Source organism: Pseudoxanthomonas sp. JBR18 (assembly GCF_028198165.1).
Classification (GTDB): domain Bacteria; phylum Pseudomonadota; class Gammaproteobacteria; order Xanthomonadales; family Xanthomonadaceae; genus Pseudoxanthomonas_A.
The window spans coordinates 987,793-1,001,879 of sequence record NZ_CP116339.1 but is presented as its reverse complement, the minus strand read 5'-3'; the positions used below and the strand labels follow the sequence as shown (position 1 = coordinate 1,001,879).

The following is a 14,087-nucleotide window of genomic DNA, read 5'->3' as shown; positions in this document are numbered from 1 at the left end:
GCCTAGGCCTGCGTCTCCAGGATCTGCGCCAGGGCTGTTTCGATATCCGGATACAGGAACTGGAACCCCTGGCCCTGCGCCCGTGCCGGGATGACCCGCTGGCCGTCGATGAGCATCTGCCCCATCTCGCCGAAGGCCGCCTTGAGCGCGAACCCTGGTGTGGGCAACACCGCCGGACGGTGCAAGGCTCGACCGAGCGCACCGGCGAAATCCTTCTGCCGCACCGGTTCGGGGGCGGTGCCGTTGACCGGCCCGTCCACGGTGTCCTGGGTCAGCAGCCACAGGATCATGCGCACCAGGTCGTCGCGATGGATCCAGCTGAACCACTGCTGGCCATCGCCGATGGGCCCGCCCAGCCCCATGCGATACGGCGTGAGCAACTGCTGCAGCGCGCCGCCGCCATCGCCCAGCACCACGCCCGTGCGCAGCAGGATGGTACGCACGCCCAGTTCCTGGGCGGGCAGCGCCGCCGCCTCCCAGTCGGCGGCCAGATGGGCCCCGAAGTCCTCGCCCGCCGCTGCGGTCTCGGGCAGGGGCGTGTCATCGCGCGGGCCGTAGTAGCCGATGGCCGAGCCGGAGATCAACACGCCGGGGCGCACGGTGAGGCCCTCCATCCAGGCCAGGACCGACTCGGTGGTGCGCAGGCGGGATTCGCGCAGGGTGTGCTTGTAGTCCTCGGTCCAGCGCCGACCGGCCAGCGGCGCGCCGGCCAGGTTGATGACGGCATCGGCGCCGCCGGCGCCTTCGATGTCGGCCAGCAGGCGCACCGCCCCGGGCAGGCGCCGCGCCGCCTCGCGCGTGTCGCGGCTGACCACCGAGACCTGCCAGCCGGCGGCCAACAGGGCAGGGCACAGCGCCTGGCCGATGAAGCCGCTGCCGCCGGTGATCAAAGCCTGCATGTGCTTGCCTCGCGGGTTGCTCAGGAAGGCATCGAGCCTAGGCCCGCTGCCGTGATGGGCCTGTGCGGCGTTCGGTGCCCGCGCAGGGCCAGTCCCAACGCCGACTGAGCGAAGTGTGCGCCGAGGTGAAACCGTTTACGTCGGACAAGGGTATGCTTCGGGGGTTTTCCGCACCTGTCCTGCCAGCCACCCATGCGACGAATCGTGCTGCGCCTTGCACCCTTGACTGCCGCTCTGCTGCTGACCGCCTGCGGTCATATGCCCTTTTCCAATCGCGGCGAGATGCTGGCGACCGAGACCTTCGATTCGGACGGGACCTATTCGCGCACCTTCGACCGCTCTCCCGACCAGGTCTGCGAGGCCTCGCGCCGGGCGCTGCTCAGCCAGGGCTACGTGGTCAGCCGCTCGGATGCCTCCACGGTGGAAGCCAACAAGAATTTCCAGCCCGAGCCGGAAGTCCACGAACAGGTCGCCATCCGCGTGTCCTGCGTGGGCCAGGCCTCGGGCGAATCCTGGGTCTTCGCCAGTGCCACGCAGGATCGCTACAACCTGCGCAAGTCCAATACCTCTGCCAGCGTGGGCACCGCGCTGGGCTCGCTGTCGCTGCCGTTCGGTAGTACCGATGACTCGCTGGTGCGCGTGGCCAGCCTGACCGTGCAGGATCCCAATTTCTACCGCTCGTTCTTCAAGCTGGTCGACCGCTATCTGCCGCCGCAGGTCAAGAAGCCGGCGCCGGCCGCGCCCAAGCCGGTCCAGCCGCCTCCGCCCGCGCCGCAGCCGCTGCAGCCGCAGCCGGTGGGCGAAACTATCCCGATGCCGGCCGAAACCCCGTCTGCCGGGACCATCGTCCCGGCGCCGACCAGCACCGCGCCCGCCACGCCCGTGGACGCGCCCGCACCGTCCAAGTCGACCAGCGAGCCCGCATCCGAGCCCTGATCCGCATCCACCGGACATGCGCCAGAGCCGACCTCGCAGGTCGGCTTTTTGTTGACCGCGCGTGGCCGCATGGGCATCGCACCGTCTGCAGATGGTCTTAACGCCTGCGGTTCCAAGCTCCCCGGACCACGTGCTCCTGGGAGGGACACTTCGATGGAATCTCGCTATTTCCTCGCGCAGGACAGCACCGGCGAGCGTCGCCGCGTGCGCATCCTGCCTGCCGACGTCGAGCAGGCCGCTTCCGGCCATCCCCGCGATCGCTATGCGTTGGACGATGGCAGTCCGGTGCGCCGCGTGGACAACGACACCTTCCAGATCCTCGGCAGCGGTGCCTATGTAACCCTGGTCCGCGACTAGCCCGCTGGACGCGGCCATCTCGGGTCATCGTTTGCATACCCCCGACTCACGCAGGCGGGGGCATCATGGCGGCCGCGCGATGGTGCGCGAGTCTTCGGAGACGATGGTATGGAACTGGGCATGGTCGGGCTGGGGCGCATGGGCGCCAACATGGCCCAGCGGTTGGTGCAGGCCGGGCATAAAGTCGCTGGATTCGACCCCATGCCCGAAGCGCGTGCACGTGCCGCCGGACATGGCATCGGCCCCGCCGACACCCTGGAGGCGCTGGTCGCTGGCCTGCCTTCGCCACGCATCGTCTGGCTGATGGTGCCGGCGGGGAAGATCGTCGACAGCACCCTGGACACGCTGGTGCCGCTGCTGCAGCCCGGCGACATCGTCATCGATGGCGGCAACTCCTACTACAAGGACACCCTGCGCCGTGCCGGGGCGCTGCAGGACAAGGGCATCGCCTATGTCGACTGCGGCACCAGTGGAGGCGTCTGGGGGCTGACCGAGGGCTACAGCATGATGGTCGGAGGCCCGGACCAGGCCCTGGCCACGCTCAAGCCGATCTTCGAGGCGCTGGCGCCATCGCCGACCACGGGTTGGGGCCACGTCGGACCGGTGGGGTCAGGGCATTTCACCAAGATGGTCCACAACGGCGTGGAGTACGGCCTGATGCAGGCCTATGCGGAAGGGTTCGCCATCCTCCAGGGCAAGCAGGACTTCAAGCTGGACCTGCACCAGATCGCCGAAGTGTGGCGCACCGGCAGCGTGGTGCGTTCCTGGCTGCTGGACCTGACCGCCGAGGCGCTGAAGGACAATCCCACCATGGCCGGCATTGCACCTTATGTGGAGGATTCGGGCGAGGGGCGCTGGACCGCGGCCGAGGCCATCGACCTGGACGTCGCCGCGCCGGTGATCACCTTGTCCCTGCTCGAACGCCTGCGTTCGCGCGAGAAGGACTCGTATGCCGACAAGCTGCTGGCGGCCATGCGCAACGGGTTCGGCGGACACAAGATCACCCGGGAATAACCCGCGTCGCGGCCTGCAGGATCAGGCCGGTGGTGTCAGTCGCAGGAGCCGGCCGCCGCCGCGCTCCTTGCCATCCTCCAGCAGCCACAGGGCGCCATCCGGGCCCTGTTCCACCTCGCGGATCCGTTGGCCCATGTCGTAGCGGGCCGCTTCGCGCGCCTGCGTCCCGTCGATCTCCACGCGCACCAGCGCCTGGGAGGACAGCCCGCCGATGAAGGCGTCGCCCTGCCAGTCGGGGAACTGGCTGCCGGAGTAGATCACCAGTCCGGCCGGCGAGATCACCGGCGTCCAGCTCACCTTTGGGGCGTTGAATTCGGGGCGCGTGTCGTGGTCTGGGATGGGGCGGCCGTCGTAATGAATGCCGTTGGAGACATGCGGATAGCCGTAGTTGGCGCCGCGTTCGATCAGGTTGAACTCGTCGCCGCCGCGCGGCCCCATCTCGTGCGCCCACAGCCGGCCCTGGGCATCGAAGGCTAGGCCCAGCACGTTGCGATGGCCCAGCGACCAGACCTGCGCCGCTGCGCCGCCTTGTCCGGCGAAAGGATTGTCGGCTGGCACGCGCCCATCGTCGTGGAGCCGGACGATCTTGCCCAGGTTGCCGGACATGTCCTGGGCCGGGTCGAACTTCTGCCGCTCGCTTGAGCTGATCCACAGCAGCCCATCGGGTCCGAAGGCCAGGCGGTGGCCGTAGTGGCCCTGTCCGGTGACCTTCGGGGTCTGGCGCCAGATCACCCGCAGCGCCTCCAGGCGGCCATCGCCTTCTCCGGTCAGCACCAGGGTGGCGCGGGCGACCGCGCCGCCGCGGGTGCCATCCGCGCCGGCCTCGGCATAGCTGAGGTAGACCTGCCGGTTGCTGGAAAAGTCCGGGTGCAGGACCACGTCGCCCAGTCCGCCCTGACCGCCGTCTTCCACCGCCGGGACGCCCTCGATCGTGCCGGTGCGTCGGGTGTCGGGGTCGAAGAGGCGCAACTGGCCACGCTTTTCGGTGACCAGCAGGCGCCCGTCCGGGAGGAAGGTCATCGCCCAGGGCGCGTCGAAGCTCTGCAGGGCGGTGACCTGGAACGGCACCGTGTCGGCCCCGGTGCGTGTATCGGTGGCCGCCGGCGTGGAGGTGGCACCCCCACAGGCTGCCAGGGCCAGCAACGCGGGCAGGCAGGACAGGGAAAGCGCGGTGCGGGACGTGGACATGGAAGGACGCCTTTCGGTCATCGGCCGTGGGTGTCCTTGGTTGTACCCGGGCTCGCGGGGCGGCTTGTTCAGTCCGCGTCAGTGCTGACCACATCGTCACCGGGCCGCGTGCGGCCTTGCCCTGGGCAGGAGGTGACACTTGGCACCTTGTATCGATCCGCGGGCCGGCCCAGTCTGCGCAGGTGCCCGCCGCGAGGATCTGTCCATGCCTGCCCACGCCCTTGCCCCGCTGACCCCGTATCTGTCGATCGCGGGGTTGGCCTTCCTCTACTACCGCCGGATCCGGCGCAGCTTCGGACGCCAGCAATGGAAGCCACGGCGCACGATGGTGCGCTTGTGCCTGTTGGCATTCGTCACGGCCATGCTGGCGCTGGCGGCATGCCTGCTGCCGCATGTCGCGCTCGGCGTGGCCGTTGGCGCGGGACTGGGCACCGCGTTGGGTCTGTTCTCGCTGCGTCATACCCACACCGAATGGGTCGATGGCTGTGGCTGGTATACGCCCAATCCCTGGATCGGCGGTGCGCTCAGCGTGGTGCTGCTGGGGCGGCTGGCATGGCGTTGGAGCCAGGGCGCGCTGACCGGCGGCATGGCGGCCAGCGGTCAGCAGGCCAGTCCACTGACCATGGGCATCGCCGCGGCGCTGGTGGTGTATTCGCTGGTGCATGTGGGCGGGCTGTGGTGGCGGATGCGCCATCTGCGTCCGCCGCTCGGCCGCGACGCGCCGCCGGCCGCGCTGGGGTGATCGTGAGACCTGCCGCCCCTGCGCTGCGGTCTGACCCCGTCCTCACGCCGACGCGCCGATCCTCACCCCCATGCTCGATTTTCTCGATATCCATTGCCCGTACTGCGGAGAGCCGCTGGAGATCGCGGTGGACGCCTCGGCCGGGGATCAGGCCTACATCGAGGACTGCCAGGTCTGCTGCCGCCCGATCAGCATCCAGCTGATCCTGGACGACGCCGGCCAGGCGCAGGTCATCGCCCGGGCCGAGAATGACGCCTGACGGCGTTCGGCTGACCTTGCTTTAGAGTAGTGAGCTCCTCGAGCCGCGCTTCCTGTCGCGGCGCAAGCCGGTCTTTCATGAATCTTCCCCTGCACTTTGGCCTGCTCGGCGCGCTCGAGGCCGGCGCCATCGCGTTGTTGATCGGCCTGCTGGTCTACGCGGTGTGGCACTGGATCGCCGCCCGCACGGGCCTGCATCAGGCCCACGCCATCGGCTGGAGTCTAGGGATCGCCCTGCTGATCGGCGCTGGCATCGACACCTGGCACCTGTTCTACATCGGGACGGTCAAGCTGGAGTCGCCGTTGTACGCGCGGATGGCGCTGCAACGGATCCACGATCCCGATGCCCTCGGCATGCGCGTCGCATGCGAAGCCATCGGCGCAGTGGTCGGCGTGGTGCTTTCGCGACTTGCATTCAGTGCGCGTTCTTCCGCGCAGGTACCGCAGGACTCCGATCCACCCGCGTGAAACCGTCGGCTGCATCACGCGCGAAACGACGGCTTTGCAGACCGCCGACGTCCCGCTAACGACAGGCCTAGCGTGGCTTGTGATTGAGCGGGTTAACGCGGCGTTGGTCGCGCCCGCGCATGAGTTTTTACGTTCAGGCGATCGGTCTCATGGTTCGCCACGGATGCCACGTGCCTGACGCGGCGGCGTCCCGCCCACAGGACAGGAAAGGAGCCAACCATGAATCCCACGATCCGTTCCCCACTGGCCGCCGCGCTCGCGCTCGGGACATCGCTGGCGCTGTCAGTGACGGCCTTCGCCCAGCAGCAGACCCAGCAGGATCTGCAGGACGCGGCAATGCGTGACCACCAGCAGATCCAATCCGATGCGGCGACACCGGCGCAGCCGGCCGTGTCCGGTCAAAACCAGCAGAGCTGGGAGAGTTTGGATGCCGACCGTGACGGTGCCATCAGCAAGCAAGAAGCCAACAGCAGCCCCGGCCTGACCCAGATCTTCGGCGAGGCAGACAGCGACACGGATGGCAAGCTCACCCCTGAGGAGTACAAGGCCTTCATCGTCAGCCACTATGGCGGAGGGGCCGGGCAGTAGTCCCCCGGGTCCGAATGTCTTGCAGCGCGGGACAAAGCTTCACTTGACCGCAACGGTAGGACAGCGTTTCATGCGTGCGGGACTCCCGTTCATGCGTTCACGGAGTCTTGCGCTACGTTCCACCCGTATTCCGATTCCGCCCACGTCCGTCTTCGCCTGACCGCGGAGATCCCATACGCAACAAGGAGGATCCGATGAAGATTCGCAACACTCTGGTGCTGGCCGCCGTTCTGACCGGTTCGCTGGTGCTGTCCGCCTGCGGTCCGAAGGCCGAAGACACCGCGCCGCCGGCCGATTCCGCTCCGGCCGAGACCATGCCCGCCGAGTCCGCGCCGGCTGAAACGATGCCGCCGGAGTCGACCCCGGCCGAGACCATGCCGGCTGAGAGCACCCCGCCGTCCATGGAAACCCCGCCTGAGACCACACCGGCTGAGAGCACCCCGCCGGCGCACTAACGCGAAGCAACAGCGCTGGCTGCAGCATCGCGGTGGGTCTCCAACGTATGCTGCAAGCGTCAAACGGGCGGCCCATGGGCCGCCCGTTTCGTTTGGTTCGGGCAGCGGGGCGCGGGCGCGTGGTGGCTTGCGCGAACCGGTATCCTCAAGGCCTCCCGTGCCGCTTCAGGAGTCCGCATGCCCCGTATCGAGTGGGTTGGTTTCGATGGTGACGACACGCTCTGGAAGAGCGAGGACTACTATCGCGCCGCTGAAGCCGCCTTCGAGCAGATCGTGGGGCAGTACATCGACCTGAGCGATCGACGCACCCAGGCACACCTGCTGGCGGTCGAGCGCCGCAACCTGCGCATCTTCGGCTACGGCGCCAAGGGCATGATGCTGTCGATGATCGAAGCGGCCATCGAGCTGACCGAGGAGCGCATCAGCGCCCGCCACGTGCAGGACATCATCGCCATCGGGCGAGCCACGCTGGACCATCCGGTCGAGCTGATCGATGGCATCCGGGCAGCGGTGGAAGCCATCGCCGCCGATCACCGCATTGTGCTGATCACCAAGGGCGACCTGTTCCACCAGGAAGCCAAGATCGTGCAGTCCGGCCTGTCCGATCTGTTCCATCGCATCGAGGTGGTCTCGGAAAAGGACACCCCGACCTACCAGCGCGTGCTGGGCGAACTGGAGGTCGCCCCCGAGCATTTCACGATGATCGGCAATTCCCTGCGCTCGGACATCGCGCCGGTCGTCGGGCTGGGCGGCTGGGGCATCCATATGCCGTATCACGTGACCTGGGCGCATGAGGCCGAGCACGACCTGGCCGAGCACACGCCGCAACTGCTGCAGGTCCAGGATGCCCGGGAGCTGCCCGGGGCACTGGCGCGCATCGAAGCCGGGGACGTGGTGGGATGAAACGCAGCTGGGTGCGTTGGAGCCTGTTGATCGCCTGCCTTGCAGTCAGTTGTGGTGCCTGGGCCCAGACCGTAGATCGCGGCGCGGTCTCTTCCCAGACAGCCGTTGCGCCGCCCCCCTATGCCGCGCAGACCGGCGACGCATGGCTCGATGCCCGGCTCAAGGACCTCAATGCCTACGCGCCGCGCTATCCCGACGCCTTCGTCGACGAGATCGCGCGTTATCTCGACGTGCCGCGTGGCTATGTCGTGGCGCTCGGGCAGCAGCCGGGCTGGGCGCCGGGCGATGTGTATTTCGCCTGCGCGCTGGCCAAGGCGCTGGCGCGCCCATGTCGGGAGGTGGTCCGCGCCAGGGCCCGCGACGACGAAGACGGCTGGCGCGGCGTGGCCGAGCGCCTCGCACCGGAGCAGCGCATGCCGGTACAGGCGCTGCGCAGCCTGTTGCGCACCAGCTACGCGCACTGGGCCCGCCCGTTGGACTGAGCGGGCCTACCTGGCAGGGCTGGCATAATCCACATTTCCCCTAGTGACCCGCGGGCGCCCCGACCGCGCCGCCCCGACTGCCGATGACGCTGCCCAGGCTTCAAGTCGCCCCCATGATGGATTGGACCGACCGGCATTGCCGGGCGTTTCATCGTGTGCTTGCGCCAGGCGCCTTGCTCTACACCGAGATGGTGCATGCCAACGCGGTGCTGCAGGGCGATCGTGAGCGCCTGCTGGGATATGACCCGTCGGAACATCCCGTGGCGCTGCAACTAGGGGGCAGCGAGCCGGCGCGCCTGGCCGCGGCGGCGCGTGTGAGCCAGGACTATGGCTACGACGAGATCAACCTCAATGTCGGGTGTCCGTCGGACCGGGTGCAGGCCGGCCGCTTCGGCGCGTGCCTGATGAAGGAACCGGCGCTGGTGGCCGAGTGCATTGCCGCCATGCGCGCGGCCGTGCAGGTCCCGGTGACGGTGAAGTGCCGCTTGGGCGTGGATGAGCTGGAGGATTACGCGCACTTCGCCGGCTTCATCGACCAGGTGGCCCAGACCGGCTGCGATACCTTCATCGTGCATGCGCGCAAGGCTTGGCTGGATGGGCTCTCGCCAAAGGAAAATCGCGAGATCCCGCCGTTGCGCTACGAATGGGCTTACCGGCTCAAACAGGAGCGGCCTGGACTGACGATTTCGCTCAATGGCGGCATCGCCTCGCTGCCGGCCATCGATGAACACCTGCAGCAGGTCGATGCGGTCATGCTCGGACGCGCGGCCTATCACGACCCTTATCTGCTGCATCGCGCCGATGCGCATCTGGCCGGGGCCCTGCCGCGTTCGCGTCGTGTGCTGTTGGAGGCGTTTCGTCCCTACGCCGAAGCCGCGCTGGCGCAAGGTACGCCGCTCAAGCACATCACCCGCCACGTCCTGGGACTGTTTGCAGGGCAGTCGGGGGGGCGGCGCTTTCGCCAGGTCCTGAGCGAGGGTGCCCATCGTCCCGGCGCGGACTGGCGCCTGGTGGAGGAGGCGATGGAAGGCACCGACACGGGCCTGACGGCCGCGGCCTGAGTCCTCGATGCTGACGCGCGATCCGGCGGTCTTTTTGCAACGCGCGCTGGCCTGTGCGCCCGACGCCGGTCCGGCGACGGCCCGCGCGGCCTTTCTCGTCTCGCCTGATGGGTTTGCCCGCGCCGCCGAGTCGGCACAGGACAACGTGTACATGGCCAAGGGGGGATTCGATCCCGGTGCGGCTGCAGCCGAGCACCGCGCCCTGCATTGCGCGCTGGTCGCCTCGGTGCCGGTGATCACGTTCGCAGGGGACGCCCGCACGCCCGACGCGCTGTTTCCCAATAACGTCTTCGCCACGACATCCGGACGGTTGATCGTGGGGCGCATGCGGCATCCGGTGCGTCAGCACGAGGCGGATCGTCCCGACATCAGGCGGTTCTTCACCGACGTGCTGGGCTATGCCGAAACCGACCTGTCCACCCAGGCGCATCCCTGCGAACTGACCGGCGCGCTGGTCATGGACCGCGCCCGCGGCTTGGGATTCTGCGGGCTGTCCGAACGCTGCGATGCGCAGGGTGCCGCGCTCATGCACGCGGCCTTCGGGCTGCGCGCCACGTTCGTGTTCGATCTGGCGCCGGGCGAGTACCACACCAATGTCGTGCTGGCGCTGCTGGCGGGCCGCGCGGCGCTGGTGTGCCCGGATGGGGTGGCCGCGCCTGATTCCCTGCTCAGGGTGCTCGAACAGCTGTATGGCGACGGCGTGCTGACCCTGACGGCGGCGCAGAAGCGCGCCTTCGCGGCCAACGCGATCAGCCTGGATCCCGGCGCGGTCTGGATGAGCCAAACCGCACGGGAGGCGCTGGTCCCTTCGCAACTGGGCCGACTGCAGGCGCTCGGCCTTGCGGTGCGCAGCGTGCCGCTGGAGGCGATCGAGGCGGCGGGAGGCTCGCTGCGGTGCTGCGTGGCGGAAATCTTTTGAGGCTTCACCGCGCTGAATCCCCACCGATCCCCGTTCAGGAAGTTCAGAGCCAATTCACCGCGTGCTTTCAAGACTGGTCGTCCATCCTGATCGGAGGATCGGCAGCGGTTCATCCCTATCGGGGAATGCTCCGTTACGATTCCGTTATGACCTGCTCACGCGCTTACTGCCTATTGCTCGCCGGAACGACTGCCTTGTGCGCGGTCGCACCGGCCTGGGCGCAGCATCGGGGCGCATGGCCGCCCGGCGGCGGTCGCGAGAATATTCCCCAGGACGGTCGCGGTCGATTCGATGACGGCGGTGCGCGCTCCCGTGCGGAGGCGGCCGAAGCCGTGCGCCGCGCCCAGGCCAGGAGCGGCGGCCGTGTGCTGGGTGCAGAGCGGGTTCAGTTCGATGGCCGCGACATCATGCGGGTCAAGGTGATGGACGATCAGGGCCGGGTCCGCTACATGGACGACGACATGGCCTCGCGCAATCGTCAACGCCGCGGCGGCGGCTCGGCCCGGAACGACGCTCCCGCCGAGCGTCCACGCGGGGCTAACCCCCCACAACCGTAATCTGAACGAAATGGTGGTTCATTCAGGTGCCGCCCGTTCAATACCGACACTGATTTCTAGGGAGAGTCCATGCGCATTCTGCTGGTCGAAGACGAAGCCCCCCTGCGTGAAACCCTTGCTGCGCGCCTCAAGCGCGAGGGCTTTGCCGTCGATGCCGCGCAAGACGGCGAGGAAGGCCTGTACATGGGGCGGGAAGTCCCGTTCGACGTGGGCATCATCGATCTGGGCCTGCCCAAGATGTCGGGCATGGAGCTGATCAAGGCGCTGCGGGACGAGGGCAAGAAGTTCCCGGTGCTCATCCTCACGGCCCGCTCGAGTTGGCAGGACAAGGTCGAGGGCCTCAAGCACGGTGCGGACGATTATCTGGTCAAGCCGTTCCACGTCGAGGAACTGCTCGCGCGCGTCAATGCGCTGCTGCGCCGCGCGGCCGGCTGGTCCAAGCCGACGCTGGAATGCGGTCCGGTCGCCCTGGACCTCGCGGCGCAGACGGTCAGCGTCAACGGCAGCAATGTCGATCTGACCAGCTACGAGTACAAGGTGCTCGAGTACCTGATGATGCATGCCGGTGAACTAGTCTCCAAGGCCGATTTGACCGAGCACATCTACCAGCAGGATTTCGATCGCGATTCCAACGTGCTGGAGGTCTTCATCGGCCGCCTGCGCAAGAAGCTTGACTCTGACGGGGCGCTCAAGCCCATCGAGACCGTGCGCGGTCGCGGCTATCGTTTCGCGATTCCGCGCAACGAGGGCTGATGCCCGAGGCGCAGTCCCCTGCGCCGCCTGCGGGCGGCCCACGCGAGCCGATCGTCAAGTGGCGTCCACGCTCGCTGCGGGCGCGCCAGCTGCTGGCGGCCAGTGTCGGCCTGCTGGCGTTCCTGGCGCTGGCCGGCGTGGCCCTGGACCGGGCCTTCGTCACCACCGCCGAGGACAATCTGGAGCGGCGCCTGGAGGGCTATGCGCTGTCCTACGCCAATAAGGTGGATTTCGGGCGTGACGGGTCGCTGATCCCGCCGTCGGACAGCGCCATCGACCCGCGCTTCGGCCAGCCCGGCAGTGGGCTCTACGCCGAGATCGTGTTGCCCAACGGGCGCTGGAGCTCGGATTCCTCGCTGGGCCCGTCCCTGCCCTCCGGCGAGCTGCTCAAGCCCGGCGGTCGCGATTTCGAAGGGCCGCTGGACATGACCCAGCTCGATGGCAGCGCCGGCACGGTGTACCGCTTCGGCCTGGGCACGGTGTGGGGCGCGCGCGGGCCGCAGAGCGAATTCCAGTATTCGATCTATGTGCTGGAAGACACCCAGGTGCTGACCTCGCAGTTGCAGACCTTCCGTCATGCGCTGTGGGTGTATCTGGGCAGCGCCGGCGTGGTGCTGCTGCTGCTGCAGGGCCTGATCCTCAACTGGAGCCTGCGGCCGCTGCAGCGCGTGATCGCCGAGCTCAAGCGCGTCCAGCGTGGCCAGGCGCAGGGCATGACGGGCAACCACCCGCGCGAGCTGGAACCGCTGACCGAAAGCATCAACGCCTTCATCGATTCCGAGCGCGAGAACCTGGAGCGTCAGCGCAACACGCTGGCCGACCTCGCCCACAGCCTGAAGACCCCGCTGGCGGTGCTGCGCGCCCAGCTGGACGATGGCGTGCATGCCGTGGCCCTGCGCGAGGAACTGGACATCCAGCTCAAGCGCATGAACGACCTGGTGTCCTACCAGCTGGCGCGTGCGGCTTCCAGCGGCCACGCCTTGTTTTCCGCGCCGGTCGCGATCGAGCCCTACGCCGAATCCATCGTGCGCGGGCTGGAAAAGGTCTATGCGGCCAAGGGCGTCATCTGCGAATTCGAGATCGACGAGACCGCGCGCTTCCATGGCGAGCCCGGTGACCTGCAGGAGCTGATGGGCAATCTGCTGGAAAACGCCTTCAAGTGGGCGCGCTCACGCGTACTGCTGACCGTGGCGCCCTTGGGCGGGACCGCCAATCGTCGCGCCGGACTGCTGCTGGCCGTCGACGATGACGGCCCGGGCATCGCCGAGGACGACGTGGCCAAGGTCCTGCAGCGCGGCGTGCGCGGTGACGAGCGCGTCCAGGGCCACGGCATCGGCCTGGCGATCGTGCAGGATCTGGTGCGCGGGTATCGGGGCGAACTCACCGTCAGCCGCTCCAAGGAATTGGGCGGGGCGCGCTTCGAGGTCCAGTTGCCGCCTGGCCTGTAGCGCCTGGCCTACAGGACGGGCGGGGCGCCGTACAGCCGCGCCAGATGATCCGCGATCTCCGGCATCGCCTGGCGCAGGGTGGCCGGATCGGTGAAGTGATATTCGCTCGCCACCGCGAAGAACTCCTCCGGCGACTCGGCGGCATACGCGTCGATGGCCGTGCGCTTGCCGGCATCCACGCGCTGGCACAGGGCGTCGTAATGACACTGGAAGTCTCGCGCCCAGGTGCGCCGCCAGGCTGCGGGCAGAGGCGGCGTGCCGTCCATCGCGCCGTCCAGGGCATCGAGCTTGTGGGCCATCTCATGGACGGCGAGGCAATAGCCCGCCGCCGGATCGGCGATGTCGGCCTGCATGTCGGCCCAGGAGAGGATCAGCGGGCCGGCATCCCAGGCCTCGCCGGCGAGTTCGTCTTCCCACTCATGCAGGACCCCAGCGGCATCGACATGACTACGCTGCACCCGAAAGGCTTCCGGGTAGACAATCACCTGCGACCACCCGTGCAGGCCGCCGGGGCCGATGCCGAGCAGCGGCAGGCAGCACAGGACGGCCAGCTGCAGGCAAGCGGCATCGTCCAGCTGCAGTCCAGCCACCGGGCTGATGGTCTTCTGCTGGAGGAAGCGGGCGACCAGTGGCCGCAGTGTCTCGCGCTGGTCGGCAGTCAGACCACGCGCCCAGGGCAATGCCGAAACGGCATGCTCCCAACGGGCGTCATCGATTGAAGCAGGCTGGCCGCGCAGCCAGCGCCACAGCCGCTGGATCAGCGGAACATGCCTGGCAGAAAGCTGTTCCACTTGGGCACGCGGACGCGCAGCATACTGTCGTCGTCTCCGCCGCTGCCCTGGCCCGAGGCCGGCGTACTGCTGCCACGCACGTAGTTGGTCGATGCGCTGGTCTTGTCCGGCGAGGCCGGGGAAGCGCCAGCGTCAGCGCCATGCACCGAGCCGGCCGCGCTGGCGGCGCCCGACGGTTCGGCGCGTCCGTTCTGCGCGAGCACGGGCGAGGCGGCACAGCTCAACAGCACGATGGCAAGGCAGGCGCGAAGCATCGGAAGACTCCGGG

General features: G+C 68.2%; 18 protein-coding genes and 1 pseudogene. 15 read left to right on the top strand and 4 right to left on the bottom strand.

Annotated features, from left to right (window positions below; translation table 11 throughout):
• Nucleotides 1–2: 2 nt before the first annotated feature.
• Nucleotides 3–899, bottom strand: coding sequence for a TIGR01777 family oxidoreductase (locus PJ250_RS04740; protein WP_271647397.1), 897 nt, complete (start codon nt 897–899; stop codon nt 3–5).
• A 258-nt stretch (nt 900–1,157) separates the two neighbouring features.
• Here PJ250_RS04740 and PJ250_RS04735 point away from each other — a divergent pair, with 258 nt between their 5' ends.
• The 3 genes and pseudogenes from PJ250_RS04735 to gnd form a co-directional block, all read left to right on the top strand.
• Nucleotides 1,158–1,835 carry a DUF2242 domain-containing protein gene (locus PJ250_RS04735; protein ID WP_271647396.1) on the top strand — a complete coding sequence of 226 codons (678 nt, stop codon included), beginning with the start codon at nt 1,158–1,160 and terminating at the stop codon, nt 1,833–1,835.
• A gap of 153 nt (nt 1,836–1,988) precedes the next feature.
• Entirely contained in the window at nt 1,989–2,192 is a 204-nt protein-coding gene (locus PJ250_RS04730) for a hypothetical protein (RefSeq protein WP_271647395.1), read from the top strand.
• A 78-nt stretch (nt 2,193–2,270) separates the two neighbouring features.
• Nucleotides 2,271–3,206: pseudogene (gnd, locus tag PJ250_RS04725) on the top strand (phosphogluconate dehydrogenase (NAD(+)-dependent, decarboxylating)); the annotation flags it as partial.
• Nucleotides 3,207–3,227: 21 nt separating this feature from the next.
• Here the strand turns inward: gnd and PJ250_RS04720 are convergent.
• Nucleotides 3,228–4,394, bottom strand: a complete 1,167-nt coding sequence (locus tag PJ250_RS04720; RefSeq protein ID WP_271647393.1) for a PQQ-dependent sugar dehydrogenase — start codon at nt 4,392–4,394, stop codon at nt 3,228–3,230.
• 205 nt (nt 4,395–4,599) lie between these two features.
• Here PJ250_RS04720 and PJ250_RS04715 point away from each other — a divergent pair, with 205 nt between their 5' ends.
• The 12 genes from PJ250_RS04715 (at nt 4,600) to PJ250_RS04660 (ending at nt 13,028) form a co-directional block, all read left to right on the top strand.
• A complete protein-coding gene (locus PJ250_RS04715) occupies nt 4,600–5,136 on the top strand; it encodes a CcdC protein domain-containing protein (RefSeq protein WP_271647392.1) in 537 nt (178 codons plus the stop codon).
• 70 nt (nt 5,137–5,206) lie between these two features.
• A complete protein-coding gene (locus tag PJ250_RS04710; protein WP_271647390.1) occupies nt 5,207–5,395 on the top strand; it encodes a CPXCG motif-containing cysteine-rich protein in 189 nt (62 codons plus the stop codon).
• Nucleotides 5,396–5,472: 77 nt separating this feature from the next.
• Nucleotides 5,473–5,862 carry a hypothetical protein gene (locus PJ250_RS04705; RefSeq protein WP_271647389.1) on the top strand — a complete coding sequence of 130 codons (390 nt, stop codon included), beginning with the start codon at nt 5,473–5,475 and terminating at the stop codon, nt 5,860–5,862.
• A gap of 219 nt (nt 5,863–6,081) precedes the next feature.
• Nucleotides 6,082–6,450, top strand: coding sequence for an EF-hand domain-containing protein (locus PJ250_RS04700; RefSeq protein ID WP_271647388.1), 369 nt, complete (start codon nt 6,082–6,084; stop codon nt 6,448–6,450).
• A 194-nt stretch (nt 6,451–6,644) separates the two neighbouring features.
• A complete protein-coding gene (locus tag PJ250_RS04695) occupies nt 6,645–6,905 on the top strand; it encodes a hypothetical protein (protein ID WP_271647387.1) in 261 nt (86 codons plus the stop codon).
• A gap of 177 nt (nt 6,906–7,082) precedes the next feature.
• A complete protein-coding gene (locus PJ250_RS04690; protein WP_271647385.1) occupies nt 7,083–7,808 on the top strand; it encodes an HAD family hydrolase in 726 nt (241 codons plus the stop codon).
• Complete coding sequence (locus PJ250_RS04685) at nt 7,805–8,290, top strand: hypothetical protein (RefSeq protein WP_271647384.1); 486 nt, start codon at nt 7,805–7,807, stop codon at nt 8,288–8,290. The genes PJ250_RS04690 and PJ250_RS04685 overlap by 4 nt, the downstream gene beginning before the upstream one ends.
• Nucleotides 8,291–8,373: 83 nt before the next feature.
• The gene (dusA, locus tag PJ250_RS04680; RefSeq protein ID WP_271647383.1) at nt 8,374–9,351 is read left to right on the top strand and encodes a tRNA dihydrouridine(20/20a) synthase DusA; all 978 of its coding nucleotides are present in this window, start codon (nt 8,374–8,376) and stop codon (nt 9,349–9,351) included.
• Nucleotides 9,352–9,358: 7 nt separating this feature from the next.
• Entirely contained in the window at nt 9,359–10,270 is a 912-nt protein-coding gene (locus PJ250_RS04675; protein WP_271647382.1) for an arginine deiminase-related protein, read from the top strand.
• A 146-nt stretch (nt 10,271–10,416) separates the two neighbouring features.
• Entirely contained in the window at nt 10,417–10,827 is a 411-nt protein-coding gene (locus PJ250_RS04670; RefSeq protein ID WP_271647381.1) for a hypothetical protein, read from the top strand.
• A 69-nt stretch (nt 10,828–10,896) separates the two neighbouring features.
• The gene (locus PJ250_RS04665; RefSeq protein WP_271647380.1) at nt 10,897–11,580 is read left to right on the top strand and encodes a response regulator transcription factor; all 684 of its coding nucleotides are present in this window, start codon (nt 10,897–10,899) and stop codon (nt 11,578–11,580) included.
• Entirely contained in the window at nt 11,580–13,028 is a 1,449-nt protein-coding gene (locus PJ250_RS04660; RefSeq protein ID WP_271647379.1) for an ATP-binding protein, read from the top strand. The genes PJ250_RS04665 and PJ250_RS04660 overlap by 1 nt, the downstream gene beginning before the upstream one ends.
• Before the next feature lie 8 nt (nt 13,029–13,036).
• Here the strand turns inward: PJ250_RS04660 and PJ250_RS04655 are convergent, their stop codons facing one another.
• Complete coding sequence (locus PJ250_RS04655; protein WP_271647378.1) at nt 13,037–13,819, bottom strand: M90 family metallopeptidase; 783 nt, start codon at nt 13,817–13,819, stop codon at nt 13,037–13,039.
• Nucleotides 13,786–14,073 (bottom strand): hypothetical protein, encoded by a 288-nt coding sequence (locus PJ250_RS04650; protein ID WP_271647377.1) that lies wholly within the window; start codon nt 14,071–14,073, stop codon nt 13,786–13,788. Before PJ250_RS04650 ends, PJ250_RS04655 begins: the two co-directional genes overlap by 34 nt.
• Nucleotides 14,074–14,087 lie beyond the last annotated feature (14 nt).